Below are 22,720 nucleotides of genomic sequence, written 5' to 3'. Positions count from 1 at the left end.
GGGTGAGCATCCCGGAAAGCACCGCGTCCGGGCCGATCTCGACCCACCGTGACACCCCCTGATCCGCCAGCCAACTGACGCCGTCGGCGAAGCGCACCGCCTCTCGAACGTGCCGCACCCAGTAGTCGGGGGTGCACAGGTCCTCGGCTTGCGCGAGGACGCCCGTCACGTTCGACACCACCGGAATCGTCGGCGCCGCGTACGACACCCCGTCCAGCACCTCGCCGAACTCGGCCAACATCGGTTCCATCAACGCCGAATGGAACGCGTGGCTCACCCGCAGGCGGCTCGTGCGGCTGCCGCGCCCAGCGAACGCCTCCGCCAGCTCGGCCACGGCGTCCTCGACGCCGGACACCACCACCGACGACGGACCGTTCACCGCCGCAACCGACACGCCTTCCGGCAACTCCCCGGACACCTCGGCCTCCGAGGCCCCGATCGCCACCATCGCCCCACCCGCCGGCAGTCCCTGCATCAACCGACCCCGCGCCGCCACCACCCGCGCCGCATCCTCCACCGACCACACCCCCGCCACACACGCAGCCGCCACCTCACCGATCGAATGACCCACCACGAAGTCCGGCCGCACCCCCCACGACTCCACCAACCGGAACAACGCCACCTCGAACGCGAACAACCCCGCCTGCGCCACCACCGTGTCATTCACCCGGGCCGCATCCGAACCCCACAACACCTCCCGCAACGACAAACCGAGATGACGGTCCAACTCCGCCACCACCTCGTCGAAGGCCGCCGCGAACACCGGAAACGCCCCACACAACTCCCGCCCCATCCCCAACCGCTGCGCACCCTGCCCCGTGAACACGAACGCCGAACGACCCGAAGCCGTCACCCCGCGACACACACCCGCCGCCCGCGCCTCACCGGCCGCCAACGCCTCCAACCCCCGCACCAGTTCGGCGCGGTCCTGCCCAACGACCACCGCACGGTGCTCCCATTCGGAGCGGCCCGCCAACAACCACCCCACATCACCCACCGACACACCACTGCCAACCCCACCCACCCACTCACCCAACCGAACCGCCTGACCCACCACCGCCGACTCCGAACGACCCGACACCACCCACGCCACCAACCCCGAACCAGCCCCAGACCCAACTTCCAGCGGCGCCAACTCGGCCTCGTCGGGGGCCTGCTCGATGATCACGTGCGCGTTCGTCCCACTGATCCCGAACGACGACACCCCCGCCCGCCGTGCACGACCCACCGGCGGCCACTCCCGCGACTCCACCAACAACTCCACGGCACCTGACGCCCAATCCACCTCACCCGACGCCGTTCCCGCATGCAGCGACCGCGGCAACACCCCCCGCCGCAACGCCTCCACCATCTTGATCACACCACCGACACCGGCAGCCGCCTGCGTATGACCGATGTTCGACTTCAACGAGCCCAGCCACAAAGGCAAACCCTCCACCCGACCACGCCCATACGTCGCCAACAACGCCTGCGCCTCGATCGGATCACCCAACGACGTCCCCGTCCCGTGACCCTCCACCACATCCACATCCAGCGCCGACAACCCCGCCGCACCCAACGCCGCACGAATCACCCGCTGCTGCGCCGGACCATTCGGCGCCGTCAAACCGTTACTCGCCCCATCCTGATTCACCGCGATTCCACGAATCACACCCAGGACAGGGTGGCCGCTCCGCCGAGCGTCGGAAAGCCGCTCGACCACAAGCATTCCCGCGCCCTCACCCCACACCGTGCCGTCCGCCGCGTCGGAGAAGGACTTCGCCCGAGCATCACGCGCGAGGCCGCGCTGACGGCTGAACTCCACGAACGCTTCAGGGGTCGCCATCACCGCCACACCGCCGACCAGCGCGAGCGAGCACTCACCCGAACGCAGCGCCTGCACCGCCCAGTGGAGTGCCACCAGTGAGGAGGAGCACGCCGTGTCCACCGTCACCGCCGGCCCCTCCAGGCCGAACACGTAGGAAATCCGACCGGAGGCAATCGCGCCGGTGCCGCTGTTCGCGGCGTAGTCGTGGTACATCATCCCGGCGAACACACCCGTCGCGCTCCCGCGCAACGACGCCGGATCAATACCCGACCGCTCCAACGCCTCCCACGACACCTCCAACAGCAACCGCTGCTGCGGGTCCATCACCAACGCCTCATTCGGACTGATCCCGAAGAACGCCGGATCGAACTCCCCCGCATCGTGCAGGAATCCACCCTCACGGACATAGCTCGTGTTCGGCCGCTCACCTGTCGGGTCGTACAACTCCTCGGTATTCCAGCCGCGGTTGGCGGGAAATTCCGAGATCGCGTCCACGCCGTCCGCCACCAGCCGCCACAGATCCTCCGGCGAGGAGACCCCACCCGGATACCGGCACGCCATTCCGACGATCACGATCGGGTCGTCGGCGGCCGGGGCGGCGGCCGCGGTGGGCGCGGCAGCGTCGACGGAGTGGTGGCCGGCGAGTTCCTCGCACAGGTAGCGGGCCAGGACGGTGGCGGTCGGGTAGTCGAAGACGAGAGTGGCCGGCAGGCGCAGACCGGTGTCGGTGCCGAGGCCGTTGCGGAGTTCGACCGCGGCCAGCGAGTCGAAGCCGAGGTCGCGGAAGGCGCGGTCGGGCTCGACGGCTCCGGTGGAGCCGAAGCCGAGGACGAGCGCGACGCGTTGGAGGACGACGTCGAGCAAGGCGGCGGGCCAGTCTGCTGCCGGGAGGGCGGCCAACTGCCGGCGCAGCGCGGCGGCGGCGTCTTGGGCGCCGTCGGCACGGCGTCGCCGAGCCGGCGGGACCAGGCCGCGCAGGACCGCCGGAACGTCGTCCGCCTGGCGCCGCATCGCGGCCAGGTCGAACCGGACCGGGACCAGGGCCGGCAGGTCGGTGGCGACGGCGGCGTCGAAGAGGGCGAGGCCGTGGTCGGCGGTGAGCGGCAGGACGCCGCCTCGTGACATACGGGACCGTTGGCCGGCGTCGAGAGCGGCCGCCATCCCGGCGGGGCCGGCGGCGGACGCGTCGGCCCAGGGGCCCCAGGCGAGGGAGTGCGCCGGCAGGCCCTGGGCGTGGCGGTGCTCGGCGAGGGCGTCGAGGAAGGCGTTGGCGGCGGCGTAGTTGGCCTGGCCGGGGGCGCCGAGGACGCCGGCTCCGGAGGAGAACATGACGAACGCGGTGAGGCCGAGTCCGGCGGTGAGCTCATGCAGGTGGAGTGCGGCGTCCGCCTTGGGGCGCAGCACGGTGTCGATCCGGTCGGGGGTGAGTTCGGTGACGACGCCGTCGTCGAGGACACCGGCCACGTGCACGACCGCGGTGGGCGCCGTCCGGCGCAGTTGCTCGGCGAGGGCCTGGCGGTCGGCCGCGTCACACGCCACGAGGTCCACATCGGCACCCATGGTGGCGAGTTCGTCGCGCAGCGCGTCGGCGCCGGGAGCGGCGGGACCGCGGCGGCTGGTGAGCAGCAGGCGGCGCACGCCGTACCGGTGCACGAGGTGGCGGGCGAGGAGCCCGCCGAGGGAACCGGTCGCCCCGGTGATCAGGACGGTGCTGTCGGGGCCGAACGCGGGCGCGGTGCCGGTCGGTTGGGCGCCCGTCGGTTCGGCGTCCGTCGGTTCGGTGCCGGTCGGTTCGGAAGGGGCGGGGGCCTGCGGAAGCCGGGTGAGGCGGGGCACGTGGACGACGCCGTCACGCATCGCGACCTGCGGCTCGCCGCTGGCGAGGGCGACGGCGACCCCTTCGTCGTCGGGTTCGCCGGCCAGGTCGACGAGAACGATACGGTCGGGGTGCTCGGACTGTGCGGCCCTGACCAGGCCCCACACCGCGGCGCCGGCGAGGTCCGTGACGCCCTCCCCGCGAGGTCCGGCCGCGCCGCGGGTCACGACGGCCAACCGGCCCGCGCCGCCGACCCGTTCGGCACTGATCCCTTCGGTGCCGATCCCTTCGGTGTCGTCCTCCTCCCGCGCCACGTCCTGGGCAGCGGCTCCCGCCCCCGCCCCCTCCGCGTCCCCGTCCCGCGTGGGGGGCTGTGCGCCGAGCAGCGTCCTGAGCGCCTCCAGTACGGCGTGGGTGGCCCGTCGTACCGCGTCGGCGTCGTCGCCGGGGACGCTGTGCAGCACCTGGACGTCCTGCGGCAGAACGGTCGGAGCGGTCGCGGCGCCCGGGGCACCCAGGACGGCCGGGGCCGCCTGCGGCGTCCACTCCAGCCGGAACAGCGCGCCGTCGCCCGCCGAGCGGGCCGCCGCGATGGCGTCGCGGGACGGCGGGCGGACGGTGAGCTGCTGGACGGACGCCACCGGTCGGCCGGCGGTGTCGGCCGCTTCCAGGGAGACGGAGTCGGGTCCGGTGCGCCGCAGCCGGACCCGCAGACCGGACGCGCCGGAAGCGTGCAGCACGACTCCGTTCCATGAGAAGGGCACCGCGGCCTGGCCGTCGGCCGCGCCGGTGAAGGCGATCGCGTGCAGGGCGGCGTCGAGGGCGGCGGGGTGCAGTCCGAGGCGCTCGGCGTCGGCGTGGGCCTGCTGCGGGAGGGTGACCTCCGCGAGCACGGCGCCGTCGTGGCGCCAGGCCGAGGTGAGGCCCTGGAAGACGGGGCCGTACTCCAGCCCGGCGGCCGCGAGGTCCTGGTAGATGTCGTCGAGCGCAAGCTCCTCGGCACCGAGTGGCGGCCACTGCGGCAGGTCCTCGGGGTCGGCGGCAGGTGCGGCGATGGAGAGCGTTCCGGTGGCGTGGCGCTGCCAGGGCGCGTCCGGCGCGGCCTCCTCCGCCCGGGAGTGGACGCCCAGCGGCCGTACGCCCGTGGCGTCCGGTGCGCCGACGGTGACCTGGATCTGCACGCCGCCCTGCTCCGGCAGCACCAGCGGCGCTTCGATGACGAGTTCGTCGAGCGTTCCGCAGCCGACCTGTTCGCCTGCGCGCAGGGCGAGTTCGACGAAGCCGGTGCCGGGGAAGAGGATCGCGCCACCGATCCGGTGGTCGGCGAGCCACGGGTGGGTGGCAAGGGACAGCCGGCCGGTGAGCAGGGTGCCCTCGGAGTCGGCCAGCGTCACGGACGCGCCGAGCAGCGCGTGGTCGGCCGAGCTGAGCCCGGCGGCGGCGACGTCGCCCGCGGTGTGCCGCGGAGCCACCCAGTAGTGCCGGCGCTGGAAGGCATACGTAGGCAGGTCCACGACCTGGCGCGGCGCCGGGCCGGTGAAGGTCTCGCGCCAGTCCACGGCCACGCCCGAGGTCCACAACCGCCCCACCCCGGTGAGGACTTCCACTTCCTCAGGGCGATCACGGCGCACCAGCGGCACGATGACCGCCGAACTGGCGGCGCTGGTAGCTGCGTTGTCCGCTTCGGCGCCGGCTTCGAGGCAGGGGGTGAGCATCCCGGACAACACCGCATCCGGACCGATCTCGACCCACCGGGACACCCCCTCACCCGCCAACCAACTCACACCATCGGCAAAGCGCACCGCCTCCCGCACATGCCGCACCCAATAACCGGGATCGCACAACTCCTCGGCCGTCGCGAGGCCACCCGTCACGTTCGACACCACCGGAATCGTCGGCGCCGCGTACGACACCCCGTCCAGCACCTCGCCGAACTCCGCCAACATCGGTTCCATCAGGGCGGAATGGAACGCGTGGCTCACCCGCAGCCGACTCGTACGGCACCCCCGCCCCGCGAACACCTCCGCCAGCTCGGCCACGGCGTCCTCGACCCCGGACACCACCACCGACGACGGACCGTTCACCGCCGCAACCGACACGCCCTCCGGCAGTTCCGCACACACCTCGGCCTCCGAGGCCCCGATCGCCACCATCGCCCCACCCGCCGGCAACGCCTGCATCAACCGACCCCGCGCCGCCACCACCCGCGCCGCATCCTCCACCGACCACACCCCCGCCACACACGCAGCCGCCACCTCACCGATCGAATGACCCACCACGAAGTCCGGCCGCACCCCCCACGACTCCACCAACCGGAACAACGCCACCTCGAACGCGAACAACCCCGCCTGAGCAATGACGGTGTCGTTCACCCGGGCCGCATCCGAACCCCACAACACCTCCCGCAACGACAAACCGAGATGACGGTCCAACTCCGCCACCACCTCGTCGAAGGCCGCCGCGAACACCGGAAACGCCCCACACAACTCCCGACCCATCCCCAACCGCTGCGCACCCTGCCCCGTGAACACCAACGCGGTCAGGCCGTCGGCGACGACGCCTCGCACGATGCCGGGGGTGCTCCGGCCCTCCGCGAGAGCGGCGAGCGCGGTCCGTGCGGTGACGCCGTCGGGGGCGACGACGACCGCCCGGTGTTCGAGTGCGGCGCGGCCGGTGGCCAGGGCGTGCGCGGTGCCGAGCGGGTCCGCGGTGCCGACGTGGGCGGCGAGCCGGGCGGCCTGCGCGGCCAGCGCGTCGGAGCCGCGGGCGGAGACGGTGAAGGCGAGCGGCAGCCCGGCGGGGCGGTCCAGGGCCGTGGCCGTGGAGAGAGCCGGGTCCGCGGACTCCTCGGCGTGCTCGTCGTCCTGCTCCGGCGCCTGTTCCAGGATGACGTGGGCGTTGGTGCCGCTCAGGCCGAAGGCGGAGACGCCGGCGCGGCGCGGGTGCCCGGTCGAGGGCCACGCGACGGGCTCGGTGAGCAGCCTGACGTTGCCGGCGGTCCAGTCGACGTGGTGTGAGGGCTCGGTGACGTGCAGGGTCCGGGGCATGGTGCCGTGCCGCATGGCCATGACGGCCTTGATGATGCCGCCGACGCCGGCGGCGGCCTGGGCGTGCCCGATGTTCGACTTGAGGGAGCCGAGCCACAGCGGCCGGTCCTGGGGGCGCCCGCGGCCGTAGGTGGCCAGCAGGGCCTGGGCCTCGATCGGGTCGCCGAGGGTGGTGCCGGTGCCGTGCGCCTCCACGAGGTCGATGTCGGCGGTGGTGAGTTCGGCCGCCTCCAGGGCCTGCCGGATCACCCGCTGCTGGGAGGGGCCGTTGGGCGCCGACATGCCGTTGCTGGCGCCGTCCTGGTTAACCGCGGAGCCCCGGATCAGGCCGAGTACGGGGTGGCCGTTGCGGCGGGCGTCGCTGAGCCGTTCCAGCAGCAGGATTCCGGCGCCCTCGGCCCATCCGGTGCCGTCGGCACTGTCGGAGAAGGACTTGCAGCGGCCGTCGGCGGCGAGGCCGCCCTGCTTGCTGAAGGCGACGAACGGGCCGGGGGTGGACATGATCATCACACCGCCGGCGAGGGCGAGGGTGCACTCGCGCTGCCGCAGCGCCTTGGCGGCCAGGTGCACGGCGACGAGGGAGGAGGAGCAGGCGGTGTCGACGGTCAGGGCGGGGCCTTCGAGGCCCAGCGTGTAGGAGATGCGGCCGGAGATGACGGCGGCCACGGCGGCGGTGCCGAGGTACGCCTCGGCGACCTCGGGGGCGGCGTCGAGCAGGTCGCCGTAGTCCTGGAAGCCGGAGCCGACGAAGACGCCGACGGGCGCGCCGCGCAGCGCGTCGGGGGCGATGCCGGCGCGCTCCAGGGTCTCCCAGGAGATCTCCAGCATGAGCCGCTGCTGCGGGTCCATGGCCAGCGCCTCGCGGGGGGCGATGCCGAACAGGCCGGGGTCGAAGTCGCCGGCGCCGTCGACGAATCCGCCCTCGTGCACGTAGCTGGTGCCGGCGTCGCCGTCACCGCCGAGGCGCGCCAGGTCCCAGCCGCGGTCGGTGGGGAACGGTGCGATGCCGTCGCCGTCGCCGGCCACCAGCCGCCACAGGTCCTCGGGTGAGGAGACGCTTCCGGGGAAGCGGCAGCCCATGGCGACGATCGCGATCGGCTCGTGGTCGGCCGCCTCCGCGTGGCGCAGCCGCTGCCGGGTCTGGGCGAGATCGGCGGTGACACGTTTGAGGTAGTCCAGCAGCTTGGCGTCGTCAGCCATCCCTGTTTCACAACACCTTTCGGTCCCGGTGGGGACTGGATTCCGGCTCCGGTCGGGGCGCTTGCGCGGTCGGTCAGGACAGCCCCAGCTCCTGGTCGATGAAGGCGAGGACGTCGTCGGCGGACGCCTCGTCGAGGCGCGCGCCGACGTCCGGCCCGCCGGGCGCGGCCGGGTCGGTGCCGCCGGTGTCGGCGCCGGGCGGGTCACCGGCCAGCCGGGCCGTCAGCGCGCGCAGCCGGGCGGCGATGCCGTGCTCCTCGACTTCCCGCGGGGTGAGTTCGGCGGCTGCCTGCTCCAGGCGTTCGACCTCGGCGAGGACGGCGGTGGCGCGGGCCTGCTCGTCCAGGCCGAGTCGGGCGAGGAGGTGGTCGGCGAGGGCGGTGGGGGTGGCGTGGTCGAAGACCACGGTGGCCGCGAGCGGGACGCCGCCGGCCGTGGCGAGGCGGGTGCGCAGGTCGGTAGCGGCGACCGAGTCGAATCCGAGGTCGGTGAAGGGCCGGGCGGTGTCGAGTTCGCCCGGGTCGTCGTAGTGGAGCAGGGCCGCGACGTGGTTGCGGACCAGGTCGACCACGGTGTGCCTGCGGCGGGCGGGCGACATCGTGGCGAGCTTGTCCCGCAGGGCCGCGCCGGCGGCAGGGTCCTGCGCGGGTGCCGCGGTGAGAGCGCCGCGGGTCTCGGGCAGGCCGTCGAGCAGCGGCCGGGGCCGGGCCATGGTGTAGACGGGGGCGAAGCGGGCCCAGTCGATGTCGGCGACCACGAGGTGGTGCTCGTCGTGGTCCAGGGCGGTCCGCAGCGCGCCGACGGCGAGCCGGGGCGGCATGGGGGGTGCGCCCAACCGCCGCATGGTGGCGGCGAGTTCGGCGTCGACCATGCCGCCGTCCCACGAGCCCCAGGCGATCGAGGTGGCGGTCCGGCCCTGGGCGCGGCGGCGGTGGGCGAGGGCGTCGAGGAACGCGTTGGCGGCGGCGTAGCCGGCCTGGCCGGTGCTGCCCCAGACGGCGGCGCCGGAGGAGAACAGGACGAACGTCGCCGGCTCGCGGTCGGCGAGGAGTTCGTCGAGCAGGGCGGCGCCGACCACCTTGGCATGGGCGGCCCGGTTCACCTCCTCGACGGTCAACTCCGTGACGGACGCGAGTCGTTGGAGTTCCCCGGCGGCGTGCACGACGTGCAGGGGCGCGTCGGCGGGCAGGGAGTCCAGCAGCGCGGCGAGGGAGGTGCGGTCGGCGACGTCGCAGGCGACGACGGTGGTGCGGGTGCCGCGGGCGGCGAGTTCCGCGCGCAGGGCGTCGGCGCCCTCGGCCGCCGGGCCGCGGCGGCTGGTGAGCACCAGGTGTGCGGCGCCGAGGTCGGCGAGCATCCGGGCGACGTGCGCGCCGAGGCCGCCGGTCCCGCCGGTGATCAGGGTGGTCCCCTCGGGCCGCCAGGTGCGCGGCGCGACGGCGCCGTCCCGTGGGGCGCGCAGCATGCGGCGGGCCAGGAGGGCGCCGGGGCGTACGGCGAGCTGGTCCTCGCCACCGTCTGCGGCGAGGACGGCGCACAGGGTGCGGGCGGCGGCCGCGTCGACGGTCTCCGGCAGGTCCACCAGGCCACCCCAGGCGTCGGGGCGGTCCAGGGAGAGGCCGATGCCGAGGCCCCACAGCAGCGCCTGGTAGGGGTCGGCGGGTTCGGTGGCGGTGGCCGCGACGGCCTGCCGGGTGACGCACCACAGGCGGGCGTCGGGCGCGGCGTCCGCGAGTGCCTGGGCGAGCAGGAGCGTTTCCGCGCAGCCGCGGGTGAGGGCGGGGTGGCGCGGATGCCCGGTGGTGTCGAAGGCGAGCAGGGAGACGACGGTACCGAGCGGGCCGTCGGCGGCCTGCTCGGTCAGCCGTACGGCCAGGCCGGCGCGGTCGTCGTCGGCGTCGACGCGGATCAGGGCGAGGCGGTCGGCGCCGTGCGCGGTGAGGGCGTCCAGGACGGTGCGGACGGTTGCGTCGTCGTCGAGTCCGGCGGGGACGGCGACCGTCCAGGTTCCCTGCGGGCCGGTGGGAGCGGGGGTGGTGACGGGCCGCCAGCCGACCTGGTAGCGCCACGTGTCGGTGGTCGCGGCCTCGCGCCGGCCGCGGCGCCACTCGGTCATCGCCGGCACCACCTGGCCGAGGGCGTCGACGCCGACCTTCAGATGCGCGGCGAGTTCGGGCAGTCCGGTGCGTTCGAGGCTGTCCCACAGCGCGCTGTCGGTGGGGTCGCCGCCGGTCGCGCCGGGTGCCGCGCCCCCGTCGGCTGCCTGCCACCAGTACCACTTGCGCTGGAAGGCGTACGTGGGCAGGTCGTCCACCGCGCGGGCGTCGCGGCCGGCGTAGAAGGCGGACCATTCGACGGGGACGCCTCGGACGTGGAGGAGCGCGAGGGCGCTGACCGCCTCCCGTTCCTCGCCGCGGTCGCGGCGCTGGAGCGGTACGCAGGCGTGGTCGCCGTCGTCGGGCAGGCAGTCGGGGACGACCGGGGTGAGTGCGGCGTCGGGGCCGACTTCGAGGAAGGTGGTGACTCCCTTCTGCCCGAGGTGGCGGATGCCGGCGAGGAAGCGGACCGGTTCGTGCACGTGCCGCACCCAGTAGTCGGGGCTGCACAGGTCCTCGGCCGTCGCCAGGCCGCCCGTCACGTTCGACACCACCGGAATCGTCGGCGCCGCATACGACACCCCGTCCAGTACCTCGCCGAACTCCGCCAACATCGGCTCCATCAACGCCGAATGGAACGCGTGGCTCACCCGCAGCCGACTCGTACGGCACCCCCGCCCCGCGAACACCTCCGCCAGCTCGGCCACGGCGTCCTCCACACCGGACACCACCACCGACGACGGACCGTTCACCGCAGCGATGGACACGCCTTGCGGCAACTCCCCGGACACCTCGGCCTCGGAGGCTCCGATCGCCACCATCGCCCCACCCGCCGGCAACGCCTGCATCAACCGACCCCGCGCCGCCACCACCCGCGCCGCATCCTCCACCGACCACACCCCCGCCACACACGCAGCCGCCACCTCACCGATCGAATGCCCCACCACGAAGTCCGGCCGCACCCCCCACGACTCCACCAACCGGAACAACGCCACCTCGAACGCGAACAACCCCGCCTGAGCAATGACGGTGTCGTTCACCCGGGCCGCATCCGAACCCCACAACACCTCCCGCAACGAGAACCCGAGATGGTGGTCCAACTCCGCCACCGCCTCGTCGAAGGCCGCCGCGAACACCGGAAACGCCCCACACAACTCCCGACCCATCCCCAACCGCTGCGCACCCTGCCCGGTGAACACGAACGCGGTCAGGCCCTCCGCCACCGCGCCCTGGAAGACATCGGCCCGCACCTCGCCGGCCGCCAACGCCTCCAGGCCGCGCAGGTATTCCGCGCGGTCCTGCGCGACGACCACCGCGCGGTGGCGTAGCGCGGAGCGGGTGGTGGCCAGGGAGTAGCCGAGGTCCATGACGCTGTGGCTGCCGGTGGCGGCGTGGTCGAGCAGCCGGCGGGCCTGGGCGGACAGTGCCGTGCCGCTGTGCGCGGAGAGGGGCAACGGCACGGCGGGGGCGGACGGTTTCGGGTGCGTGCGGCCGCGCTGGGTGGGGGCCCAGATCTCGTCCATGCTGCGGCCGACGACCGGGATGACGACGGAGGAGGCGAGTTCCTCGACCTGCGAGCGCAGGCGCTGCGCCTGGGTGCGCAGGACGTCCGGGAGCGTGCCCTGCTGGTCGGCCTCGGCCGGGTCGTCGTCGGGGGCCTCCTCGATGATGACGTGCGCGTTGGTGCCGCTCAGGCCGAACGCGGAGACTCCCGCGCGGCGCGGGTGGTCGGCGCGGGTCCAGGGGCGGGCCTCGGTGAGGAGGCGGATGTGACCGGAGGTCCAGTCGACCTCCGACACGGGTTCCTTGATGTTCAAGGAGCGCGGCAGGGTGTCGTGACGCATCGCCTGGACCATCTTGATGATCCCGGAGACCCCGGCCGCGGCCTGGGCGTGCCCGATGTTGGACTTGATCGAGCCGAGCCACAGCGGCCGGCCGGGGTCGCGCTGCTGCCCGTAGGTGGCCAGCAGTGCCTGGAGTTCGATGGGGTCGCCCAGCCGCGTGCCGGTGCCGTGCCCCTCGACGGCGTCGACGTCCTGCGGGGAGAGTTGCGCGTTGGCGAGCGCCTGGAGGATGACCCGTTGCTGGGAGGGGCCGTTGGGCGCCGACATGCCGTTGCTGGCGCCGTCCTGGTTGACCGCCGAGCCGCGGACCAGGGCGAGGACGGGGTGGCCGTTGCGGCGGGCGTCGGCGAGCCGTTCCAGCAGCAGCAGCCCGACGCCCTCGCCCCAGCCGGTGCCGTCGGCGTCGGAGGAGAAGGACTTGCAGCGGCCGTCGGGGGCGAGCCCGCGCTCCTGGCTGAAGCCGACGAAGGACGTCGGGGTGGTCATCACCGTGGCGCCGCCGGCCAGGGCGAGGGAGCACTCGCCGGACCTGAGCGCCTGCATGGCCAGGTGCACGGAGACCAGCGACGCGGAACAGGCGGTGTCGACGGTGATGGCCGGCCCTTCCAGGCCGAGGCAGTACGAGATACGGCCGGACGCGACGCTGGCGAGGCTGCCGACCCCGGCAGCGGCGTAGTCGTGGTAGACGACGCCCGCGAAGACCCCGGTGGGGCTGCCCTTGAGCGAGTCGGGCGGGATGTTCGCCCGCTCCAGCAGTTCCCAGGCGGCCTCCAGCAGCAGCCGCTGCTGCGGGTCGGTCTCCGCGGCCTCGCGGGGGCTGGTCCGGAAGAAGTCGGCGTCGAACTCGCCGGCGTCGTGCAGGAATCCGCCCTCGCGGGCGTAGGTCTTCCCGGGGGTGGCCGGCTCCGGGTCGTACAGCGCCGCCAGGTCCCAGCCGCGGTTGTCGGGGAAGGCGGAGATGCCGTCGCGGCCCTCGGCCACCAGCTCCCACAACTGCTCCGGGGTGTGCACGTCGCCGGGGAACCGGCAGCTCATCGACACGATGGCGATGGGCTCGTGCTCCTTGGCCTCGACCTCGCGAAGATGGCGCCGCACCTGGTGCAGGTCGGCCATCGCGCGCTTGAGGTAGTCGCGGAGCTTCTCCTCGTTCGCCATCGCCATCAACCAATCTCGAGGTCGTCGAGTGCCTGGAACAGCTCTTCGTCCGAGGCCGACTCGTAGGCCCCTTCCGCCTCGGCCGCGACGCCGTCCCGCCGGTCGCGCCACCTGCGCAGCAGGCTCTCCAGCCGGGCCGTGATCCGGGCCGCCTCCGCGTCGTCCGGGGTCGCCTCGGCCAGGGCTTCCTCCAGCCGCCGGAATTCCGCGAACACCGGCTGCCGCGGGCCCGTCCCGCCGTCGAGGGCCGCGCCGAGCCGCTCGGTGACCGCTCGCGAGGTGGGGTGGTCGAAGACCAGGGTGGCGGGCAGCCACACCCCGGCAGCGGCGCTCAGCCGTTTGCGCAGTTCCACGGCGGCGAGGGAGTCGAAGCCCATCTCCTGGAAGGCCCGGTCGGGGTCGACGGCCGCGGCCGAGGCGTGGCCGAGAACGGCGGCGACGTGCTCGCGGACGGCGGCCAGCAGGGTCCGGTCGCGTTCCTCGGGGGCCAGGCCGGCGAGCCGGCGGATCAGCGGCGCGTCCTCCTCGAGGCGGGCGCGGCGGACCGGGGCGTGCACCACCGCCCGCAGCACGTGCGGGAGTTCGCCGGCCCGGGCGCGCAGCGCCGCGTGGTCGAGGCGCGCCAGCACGCAGTGCGTCGCGCCGAGGGCCAGCGCCGCGTCGAACTGCGCGAGCCCTTCCTCGGCGGTGAGGGTCGGGAAACCCGGGCGGTCGGGGTGCTCGGGGTGCTCGGTGCCGGCGGGGTGGTCCGGGGCGCCGGGCTGGTCCGGGGCGGCGGTGCGCCACGGCCCGTGCGCGAGGGAGACCGCGGGCAGTCCGCGCGCGCGGCGGTGCGCGGCCAGCAACTCGAAGGACGCGTGGGCCATGGCCGCGTCCGTGGTGCCGATCTCCGCTAGGAGGGCGTCGGCCGCCGACACCAGGACGAAGGCGGCGGGAGCGGCGTCGCGGACGGCCTCGTGCAGGTGCCACGCGTCATCGGCCCGCCGGGCCGCGGCGACCTGGGTCCCGGTCGCGGCTTCGGCCCCGATCCCGGATTCCGTCCCGGAGTCGAGGCCGCTCACCGTGGTGGCCTGCGGGCCGTCGGCCGCGATGTGCACCACCGCGGTCAGCGGATGCGCCTCGGGAATCGCGTCCAGCAGCGCCGCCAGCGCCGTACGGTCGGCCAGGTCGCAGGTGGTGACGGTCACCGCCGCGTCCGGCACGGCCGTCTCCGGGTCACCGGGGGCGCGTACCAGCGTCAGGCGCCGAAGGCCGTGCGTGGCGGCGAGGTGGCGGGCGAGCAGCGTGCCCGCGGCCGTGTCCCCTGTGACGAGCACGGTGCCGTCCGGGTCCCAGCCGGCCGGACCCCGCGGGGGGAGGGCGGCGCCGTCCGGGGCGGTGAGCCGCGGCAGCAGCACCTCACCGCCACGGACGGCCGTCTCGGGTTCGCCGCAGGCCAGCGCGGCGGCGAGCGCGCGGTCCGGGTCGGCGGCCGGGTCGAGGTCCACCACGACCGGCCGGCCCAGGCCCTCCGCGCGGGCGGCCCGCACCAGCCCCCAGGCGCGGGCGCCTTCGGGGTCGGGGGCCGGGTCCTGCCCGGGTTCCGTACCGGCGGCCACCGCGCCGCTGGTGGCGACGACGAGCCGCACCGCGGCGAGCCGCGGGTCGTCCGCCCAGCGCCGCAGCAGCGCGGGCAGTTCCGGGTCGGGGGCGGCGGTCCCGCACACGTGGACCACGGTGGCCGGGGCCTGCTCGTCGGCGTCGATCGCCGCGAGCAGCGCGTCGAGGTCGGCGTGGCCCGGCGACGCCGGGTCGAACAGCGGCTCGGGGCGGCCGAGGAACGTCCATCCGGCGACCGCCGTCCCGGCGGGAGCGGGCGGGGCCGGCGTCCAGCGCAGGGTGTGGAGCACCGGGTGGTCGGTCCGGTCGGCGGCGGCGAGTTCGCCGGGGGTGACCGCGCGGGAGGCCACCGAGTCGGCGGTGAGCACGAGCCGGCCGGCGCTGTCGGTGACCACCAGTGCGCTGCCCTCCGGGCCGGGGGTGATCCGTGCCCGCAGCGCGTCGGCGCCCGCGGCGGCGCGCAGCCGGACACCCCGCCACGTACCCGGGACGACCGGTTCCGCATCGCCCTCCCCGGCCAGCCGTTCGGCGTGGAACACGGCGTCGAGCAGGGCCGGGTGCACGTTGAAGCCTTCCGCCCGCGGCTCGGCGTCCCGTACCGGCTCGACCTCGGCGAACAGGTCGTCGCCGAGCCGCCAGGCGGCCCGCAGGCACTGGAACGCCGGACCGTAGCCGTATCCGGCGGCCAGCAGGCGCTCGTAGGCGTCGCCGAGGCCGAGCGGGACGGCGCCGACGGGTGGCCATTCCGCCTCCGGCCGCGGCGCGGGCGGCTCCGGAGCCTGCGGTCCCTCGACGACACCGGAGGCGTGCCGGGTCCAGGGGGCGTCCGGGTCGGCGTCGGGACGCGAGTGGACGGAGACGGGGCGGCTGCCGTCGGGCCGCGGGCCGCCCAGCACGACGCGCAGCGCGGTGGAGCCGTCGCCGGTGACCGCCAAGGGCAGTTCGACGGCCAGTTCGCGCAGGGTGTCGCAGCCGGCGTGCCCGGCGGCGTGCAGGGCGAGGTCGACCAGAGCGGTGGCGGGCAGGACCGGGGTGCCGAGCAGGTCGTGGTCGGCCAGCCACGGCGCACCCGCGGCGGTGAGCCGGCCGGTGAGCACCAGCGCGCCGGAGTCCGGGACGGTGACCAGCGCGCCCAGCAGCGGGTGCCGGGCCGGCGCCTGACCGACCCGGGCCGGGTCGCCGCCGAGCGAGGCCGACTCCAGCCAGAAGTGCCGGCGCTGGAAGGGGTAGACGGGCAGGTCGACCCGGCGGGCCGCGGTGCCGTCGAAGAACGCCGCCCAGTCCACCGGCACACCGCGGGAGTGCGCCCGCGCGACGGCGGTGACGAGTTCCCGCGCCTCGGGGCGGTCGCGGCGCATCGCGGGGACGAAGGCGACGTCGCGCTCACCGGTGAGGCAGTCGGGTCCCATCGTGGCGAGCACCGCGTCGGGGCCGAGTTCGAGGTGCGTGGACACCCCGCGCTCGTCGAGGTGGCGCACCACGTCGTGGAAGCGCACGGTCTCGCGCACGTGCCGCACCCAGTACTCCGGGTCGCACAGCAGCTCCTCCCCCGCCTGCCGGCCGGTCACCGCGGAGACCACCGGGAGCGCGGGCGGCCGGTAGGACAGCGCGGACACCACCGCGCGGAACTCCGCCACCATCGGTTCCATCAGCGGCGAGTGGAAGGCGTGGCTGACCCGCAGCCGGGCCGTACGGCGGCCCTCCGCGGCGAAGCGGGCAGCGATCTCCTCGGCCGCGCCGGCCGCGCCGGAGATGACGACCGAGGTCGGGCCGTTGACCGCGGCGAGGCTCACCCGGTCGGAGAGCAGTGGCACGACCTCGTCCTCCGCGGCCTGCACGGCGATCATCGCGCCGCCGGCCGGCAGCGCCTGCATCAGCCGCCCGCGGGCGGCCACCAGCACGGCGGCGTCCGGCAGGCCGAGCACTCCCGCCGCGCGCGCGGCCACCAGCTCGCCGACGGAGTGGCCGGCGAGGTAGTCGGGCCGCACGCCCCACGACTCGACCAGCCGGTAGAGGGAGATCCCGACGGTGAACAGCGCCGGCTGCGCGTAGCAGGTCAGCTCCAGCGCCGCCGGATCGGTTCCCCACATCACGTCGCGCAGCGGCCGGTCCAGGTGCGGGTCGAACGCCTCCAGCGCGGCGTCGAACGCCCGGCGGAAGTGCGGGTGGGCGTCATACAGTTCGCGTCCCATGCCGAGGCGCTGCGCGCCCTGGCCGGTGAAGAGGAAGGCGGTGCCGCCGGTGGTGCGCCGCCCGGCCGGCTCGTCGTCCGCGGCGAGCGCCGCCAGTGCCGCGACCAGCTCGTCGCGGTCGTCACCGACGACGAGGGCCCGGTGGTCCAGCGGCGACCGGGCCGTGGCGAGCGTGAACGCCACGTCGGCCGGGTTCGACCCGGGGTCGTCCGCGAGGTGGGCGGCCAGGCGCCGGGCGTGCTGCCGGAGGGCGTCCGGGCTCGCCGCGGAGACCAGCCAGGGCACCACGGGCCGGGGCGCCGGCCCGGGAGCCGACTCGGACTCCGGTCCGTCCACCGGATGTTGCGGCTCCGCGGAACCTCCGGCGGGCTCCGCGGGGGTCTGCCCGGTGGTGGCCTCGGAGGTGGCGTCCGCGGGCGCCTGCTCGACGATCACATGCGCGTTGGTGCCGCTGATGCCGAACGAGGAGACGCCGGCCCGCCGCGGCCGGCCGGGCTCGGGCCACGGCTGCGCCTCGGTGAGCAGCCGTACCGCGCCCGAGGCCCAGTCGACCTGCTGCGAGGGCTCGTCGACGTGCAGCGTCCGGGGCAGCACGCCGTGCCGCATCGACTCCACGGCCTTGATCACCCCGGCGACGCCCGCGGCGGCCTGGGCGTGCCCGATGTTCGACTTGATCGAGCCGAGCCACAACGGGCGCTCAGGGGAGCGGTCCTGGCCGTAGGTGGCGAGCAGCGCCTGGGCCTCGATCGGGTCGCCGAGCGTGGTGCCGGTGCCGTGGCCCTCGACCGTGTCGACGTCGCCGGTGCCGAGGCCGGCCGCGGCCAGCGCCTGGCGGATGACCCGCTGCTGCGCCGGGCCGTTGGGCGCCGTCAGTCCGTTGCTGGCACCGTCCTGGTTGACCGCGGAGCCGCGGACCAGGGCGAGGACGGGGTGGCCGTTGCGGCGGGCGTCGGCGAGCCGTTCCACCAGCAGCAGCCCGACGCCCTCGGAGAACCCGGTGCCGTCGGCGGCGTCGGCGTACGACTTGCACCGTCCGTCGGCGGCCAGGCCGCGCTGGGTGCCGAACTCGACGAGCACCCCGGCGGTGGCCATCACCGTGACGCCGCCGGCGAGCGCGAGATCGCACTCGCCGGCGCGCAGCGACTGGATCGCCAGGTGGAGGGCGACCAGGGAGGAGGAGCAGGCGGTGTCGACGGTGATCGCCGGGCCCTCGAAGCCGTAGTGGTACGACAGCCGGCCGGAGGCGATGGAGCCGGTGGCGCTGTTGTCGGCGTAGTCGTGGTACATCACGCCGGCGAACACCCCGGTGGGGGTGGCCCGCAGGGTTCCCGGGTCGATCCCGGCCCGCTCGAACAGGTGCCAGGAGGTCTCCAGCAGCAGCCGCTGCTGCGGGTCCATGGCCAGCGCCTCGTTGGGGCTGATCCCGAAGAAATCCGGGTCGAAGTCGGCGGCGCCGTCGAGGAATCCGCCGGAGCGGGTGTAGGTCCTGCCGGGCTTGCCGGGCTCGGGGTCGTACAGCTCCTCCAGGTCCCAGCCGCGGTCGGCGGGGAACGCGGAGACCGCGTCCGTGCCGTCGGCGACCAGCCGCCACAGGTCCTCCGGGGACTCCACGCCACCCGGGAAGCGGCAGGCCATCGCCACCAGGGCGACGGGTTCGTCCGGTGCCGCCGCCCGGGTCCGCGCCGACTGGGGGCGCTGCCCGGTGAGTTCGCGGTCCATGTGCCGGACGACCGCCCGGGCCGAGGGGTGGTCGAAGACCAGGGTGGCCGGCAGCCGCAGGCCGGTCGCGGCGGCCAGCCGGTTGCGCAGTTCGACGGCGGTCAGCGAGTCGAAGCCCAGTTCCTTGAAGGCGCGGTCCGCCTCCACGGCGTCCGGGGAGGCGTGCCCGAGGACATCGGCGACCTGGGTGCGCACCAGCTCCAGCAGGGCGCGTTCGCGCTCGCCGGGGGCCATGGCGGACAGCCGCTCGCCCAGCGGGGCGTCGCCGCCGGAGCGGGCCGCGCGCCGCGGCGGTGTCCGCACCAGGCCGCGGAGCATGGCCGGGAGGGTGCCGTGCGCGGCCTGCGCGCGCAGCGCGGTGGTGTCGAGCTTCAGCAGCAGCCGGTGAGCGGAGGCCGGGTCGCCGGAGGTGACGGGGACGGGTGCGTCGCCAGGTGCGCTGCCGGATGCGCTGCCGGGCGGCGAGCTGTGCGGCGCGTCGGCGGGTACGGATACGGGCACGGGTGCGGATACGGACTCGGGTGCGCGTACGGACGCGAGGGCGGCGTCGAGGAGGTCGAGCGCCTCCGCGGTCTCCAGGGGCGGGAAGCCCTGGCGGCGCAGCCGGGAGATGTCGCGCTCGTCGAGCGCGCCGGTCATCCCGCTGCCGTCGGCCCACAGCCCCCAGGCGAGCGCGACCGCGGGGAGGCCGGCGGCCCGGCGGTGGGCGGCCAGGGCGTCGAGGAAGGCGTTGGCAGCGGCGTAGTTGCCCTGTCCGGGCGCGCCAAGAGTGCCCGCCGCGGAGGAGAACAGCACGAAGCCGGCGAGGTCGCGCTCCCGGGTGAGTTCGTGCAGGTGCCAGGCCGCGTCGGCCTTGGCGCGCAGCACCTCGTCGAGGCGCTTCGGGGTGAGCGCGTCGATGACGCCGTCGTCCAGGACGCCCGCGGTGTGCACCACGGCGCGCAGCGGTCGGTCGGCGGGGATCTCGGCGAGCACCGCGGCCAGGGCCGCCCGATCGGCGACGTCGCAGGCGACGACCTTCGCCTCGGCGCCCGACTCCGCCAGTTGCGCGACCAGTTCGGCCGCGCCGGGGGCGGATTCGCCGCGCCGGCTGAGCAGCAGCAACCGGCGTACCCCGTGCGCGGACGCGAGGTGGCGGGCGACGTGGGCGCCGAGCACCCCGGTGCCGCCGGTGACCAGGACGGTGCCGTCGGCCGGCCACGCCGGGCGCGGGCCGTCCTGCGGCGCCGCCGCGGCGGCCAGCCGGGGGGTGAGGACGGCTCCCCCGCGCACCACGGCCTCGGGTTCGCCGTCGGACAGGACGCGGGCCAGCGCCTCGGGGTCGAGGTCACCGTCGGGGCCGGTGTCCACCAGCACGAAGCGGCCGGGGTGTTCGGCCTGCGCGGACCGCACCAGCCCCCACAGCGGGGCCTGTTCGAGGTCCGGCGACTCCCCGCCGCCGGCCGCCACCGCCGAGGTGGTGACGAGGACCATCGCGCTGTCCTGGAAGCGCGGGTCGGCCAGGAACGACTGCACCTCGTGGAGGACGTGTCCGGTACGGCGGCGGACGGCGTCGAGGACCGTAGCGCCGCTCCCGCCGCCCGCGCCGGGCGCCGCCGGTTCCGCCGCGGCGCAGAGCACCACGACACCGGGCGGTGTCCCGGTGCCGAGGCCGGACGCCAGCGCGGCGAGGTCGGCGTGGCGGGCGGTGCCGGTCGCGGCGGCGAACGCCTCCGCCGCGCGGCCGTCGCCGACGACCGCGCACGCGGGGAGCGCGGCCGCCTCCTCGGCGCGCGGCGCCGCGGTCCACCGGACCGCGTGGGGCGCCGGGCCCCGCGTCGCGCCCGCGGACGCCAACTGCCGGGCGGAGACCGCCTTGGCGACCAGCGACTCCACCGCGAGCACCGGCCGCCCGGTGCCGTCGAACACGTCGATCCGAACCGCGTCGGGGCCGGCCGGCCGCAGTACGGCGCGCGCGGTGGTGGCGCCGGAGGCGTGCAGCGACACCCCGTTCCAGGCGAACGGCAGGACAGCGCCGCGCGAGGCGTCCGGGTCGCCGCCGCCGGCGACGAGGTCGGCGTGGAGCACGGCGTCGAGCAGCGCCGGGTGGACGCCGAAGTGCGCGGCGGCGGCGCTCTCCTCCTCGGCGAGGGCGACCTCGGCGTAGATCTCCTCGCCTTGCCGCCAGGCGGACTTCAGGCCCTGGAAGGCCGGCCCGTAGGCGTGGCCGCGCTCCAGCAGGCGCGGATAGGCGCCGTCGAGCGGGATCGGCTCCGCGCCGGGCGGCGGCCATTCGGGGATCGCGGCGAGCGCGGCGGCCGGGCCCGGGTCGAGCACGCCCGCGGCGTGCCGGGTCCAGGGGCCGTCGGCGTCCTCGGCGCGGGAGTGGACGGTGACCGCGCGTTCGCCGTCCGGCCCCTCAGCGCCCACGGTCACCTGGAGCTGGACCCAGCCCTCGTCGGGCAGCACGAGCGGTGCCTGCAGGGTCAGTTCGCGCAGCAGCTCGCAGCCGGTCCGCGCGCCGGCGTGCAGCGCGAGGTCCACGAACGCCGCGCCGGGCAGCAGGACGGCGCCGAGGGCCTCGTGGTCGGCGAGCCACGGGTGCGCCGGCAGCGACAGCCGGCCGGTGAAGACGGTCTCGCCGGAGGTGGAGGAGGTGACCACGGCGCCCAGCAGCGGGTGGCCGGCCGGATCGAGGCCCGCGGCGGCGAAGCTCGTCGCGTCCTGGTCCGGGCGCGCCCAGTAGCGCCGGTGCTGGAAGGCGTAGGTGGGCAGGTCCACGACGCGTGCGCCGGTGCCGGTGAAGGACGCGCGCCACTGCACCGGGGCACCGGCCAGCGACGCCTCGGCCAGCGAGGTGGTCAGGCGGACCAGGCCGCCCTCGCCGCGCCGCAGCGAGCCGACCACGCGGGCCTCGGCGCCGGTCGCGTCCACGGTCTCCTGCAGGCCCAGCCGCAGCACCGGGTGCGGGCTGGACTCCACGAACAGGCCGTGCCCGTCGGCGAGCAGCGCCCGGGTGGCCTCCTCGAAGCGCACGGTGCTGCGCAGGTTGGTGAACCAGTACCCGGCGTCCAGGGCGGCGGTGTCCAGTGCGGCGCCGGTCACGGTGGAGTAGAACGGCACGGCCGAGGAGCGCGGGGCGACCGGCGCCAGCACCGCGAGCAGCTTGTCCTTGAGCTGCTCCACGTAGTGCGAGTGGGAGGCGTAGTCCACCGGAATCCTGCGGACGCGGACGTCCTGCGCGGTGAGCTGGTCGAAGATCTCGTCCAGTGCCGCGGTGTCGCCGCAGACCACGACGGAGCCGGGCCCGTTGACGGCGGCGAGCTGGACGCGGCCCTGCCAGGCGCGCAGCCGCTCCTCGGTCTCGGCGGCGGGCAGCGGGACCGACATCATCCCGCCGAGACCGGCGAGTTCCTCGGCGATCAGGCGGCTGCGCAGGGCGACGATCCGGGCGCCGTCGGACAGCGAGAGCGCCCCCGCCACGCAGGCGGCGGCGATCTCGCCCTGCGAGTGGCCGACGACGGCGTCCGGTTCCACCCCGTAGGAGCGCCACAAGGCCGCGAGCGACACCATCATCGCCCACAGCAGCGGCTGCACCACGTCGACCCGCTCCAGTGACGGGGCGCCGGGCCGCTCGCGCAGCACGTCCATCGGTTCCCAGTCCACGAAGGGCTCCAGCGCCCGCGCGCACTCCGCCATGCGCTCGGCGAACGCCGGTGCGGTGCCGAGGAGTTCACCGGCCATCGCGGGCCACTGCGAGCCCTGTCCGGGGAAGACGAACGCCACCCGGGTACTGCCCGCGGGCCGCACCGGGCCGCTGACGACGGTGCCGCCCAGCCCGTGGCCGGCCAGGGCGGCCACGCCGGCGAGCAGGTCGGCGCGGTCCGTGCCGACCGCCACCCCGCGGTGGCCGAGCACGGACCGGGTGGTCACCAGCGACAGGCCGATGTCGGGCGCGGACCCGCCGGCCTCCGCCTCGGGCCCGGTGAGCCAGGACAGCAGCCGGCCGGCCTGGGCCCGCAGCGCTTGCTCGTCGCGTCCGTGCAGGACCCAGGGGACGGCCCGGGACGCCCGCGCGTCACCGGACGGCAGGCCGCCGTCCACCGGCTCTGCGGTGGTTCCGGGAAGTCGTTGCTCGCCGCTCATGCGGGGCACCCCCTTGACTGGTACCGAGTGACATGTCGCTCCCCCGAGCGGCGGCCGCTGGTGCTGTGACCGCGAGGGGCTTTCGCCGGTCGGCGTGCGGTGCCCGGCGCGCCGGGACCG

The 22,720-nt window shown here is 75.3% G+C and carries 2 protein-coding genes and 1 pseudogene; all 3 read right to left on the bottom strand.

Annotated features, from left to right (window positions below; genetic code table 11):
• Nucleotides 1-7 precede the first annotated feature (7 nt).
• Nucleotides 8-7,870: pseudogene (locus OG370_RS37070) on the bottom strand (type I polyketide synthase); the annotation flags it as partial.
• Nucleotides 7,871-7,943: 73 nt separating this feature from the next.
• Nucleotides 7,944-12,965, bottom strand: coding sequence for a type I polyketide synthase (locus tag OG370_RS37065; RefSeq protein ID WP_443060925.1), 5,022 nt, complete (start codon nt 12,963-12,965; stop codon nt 7,944-7,946).
• Between the two features lie 5 nt (nt 12,966-12,970).
• The gene (locus OG370_RS37060; protein ID WP_328472167.1) at nt 12,971-22,600 is read right to left on the bottom strand and encodes an SDR family NAD(P)-dependent oxidoreductase; all 9,630 of its coding nucleotides are present in this window, start codon (nt 22,598-22,600) and stop codon (nt 12,971-12,973) included.
• Nucleotides 22,601-22,720 lie beyond the last annotated feature (120 nt).

This window comes from Streptomyces sp. NBC_00448, assembly GCF_036014115.1.
In the GTDB taxonomy this organism is placed as follows: Bacteria; Actinomycetota; Actinomycetes; order Streptomycetales; family Streptomycetaceae; genus Actinacidiphila.
The sequence above is the reverse complement of the archived record's forward strand: the minus strand, read 5'-3'. Positions and strand labels throughout refer to the sequence as shown.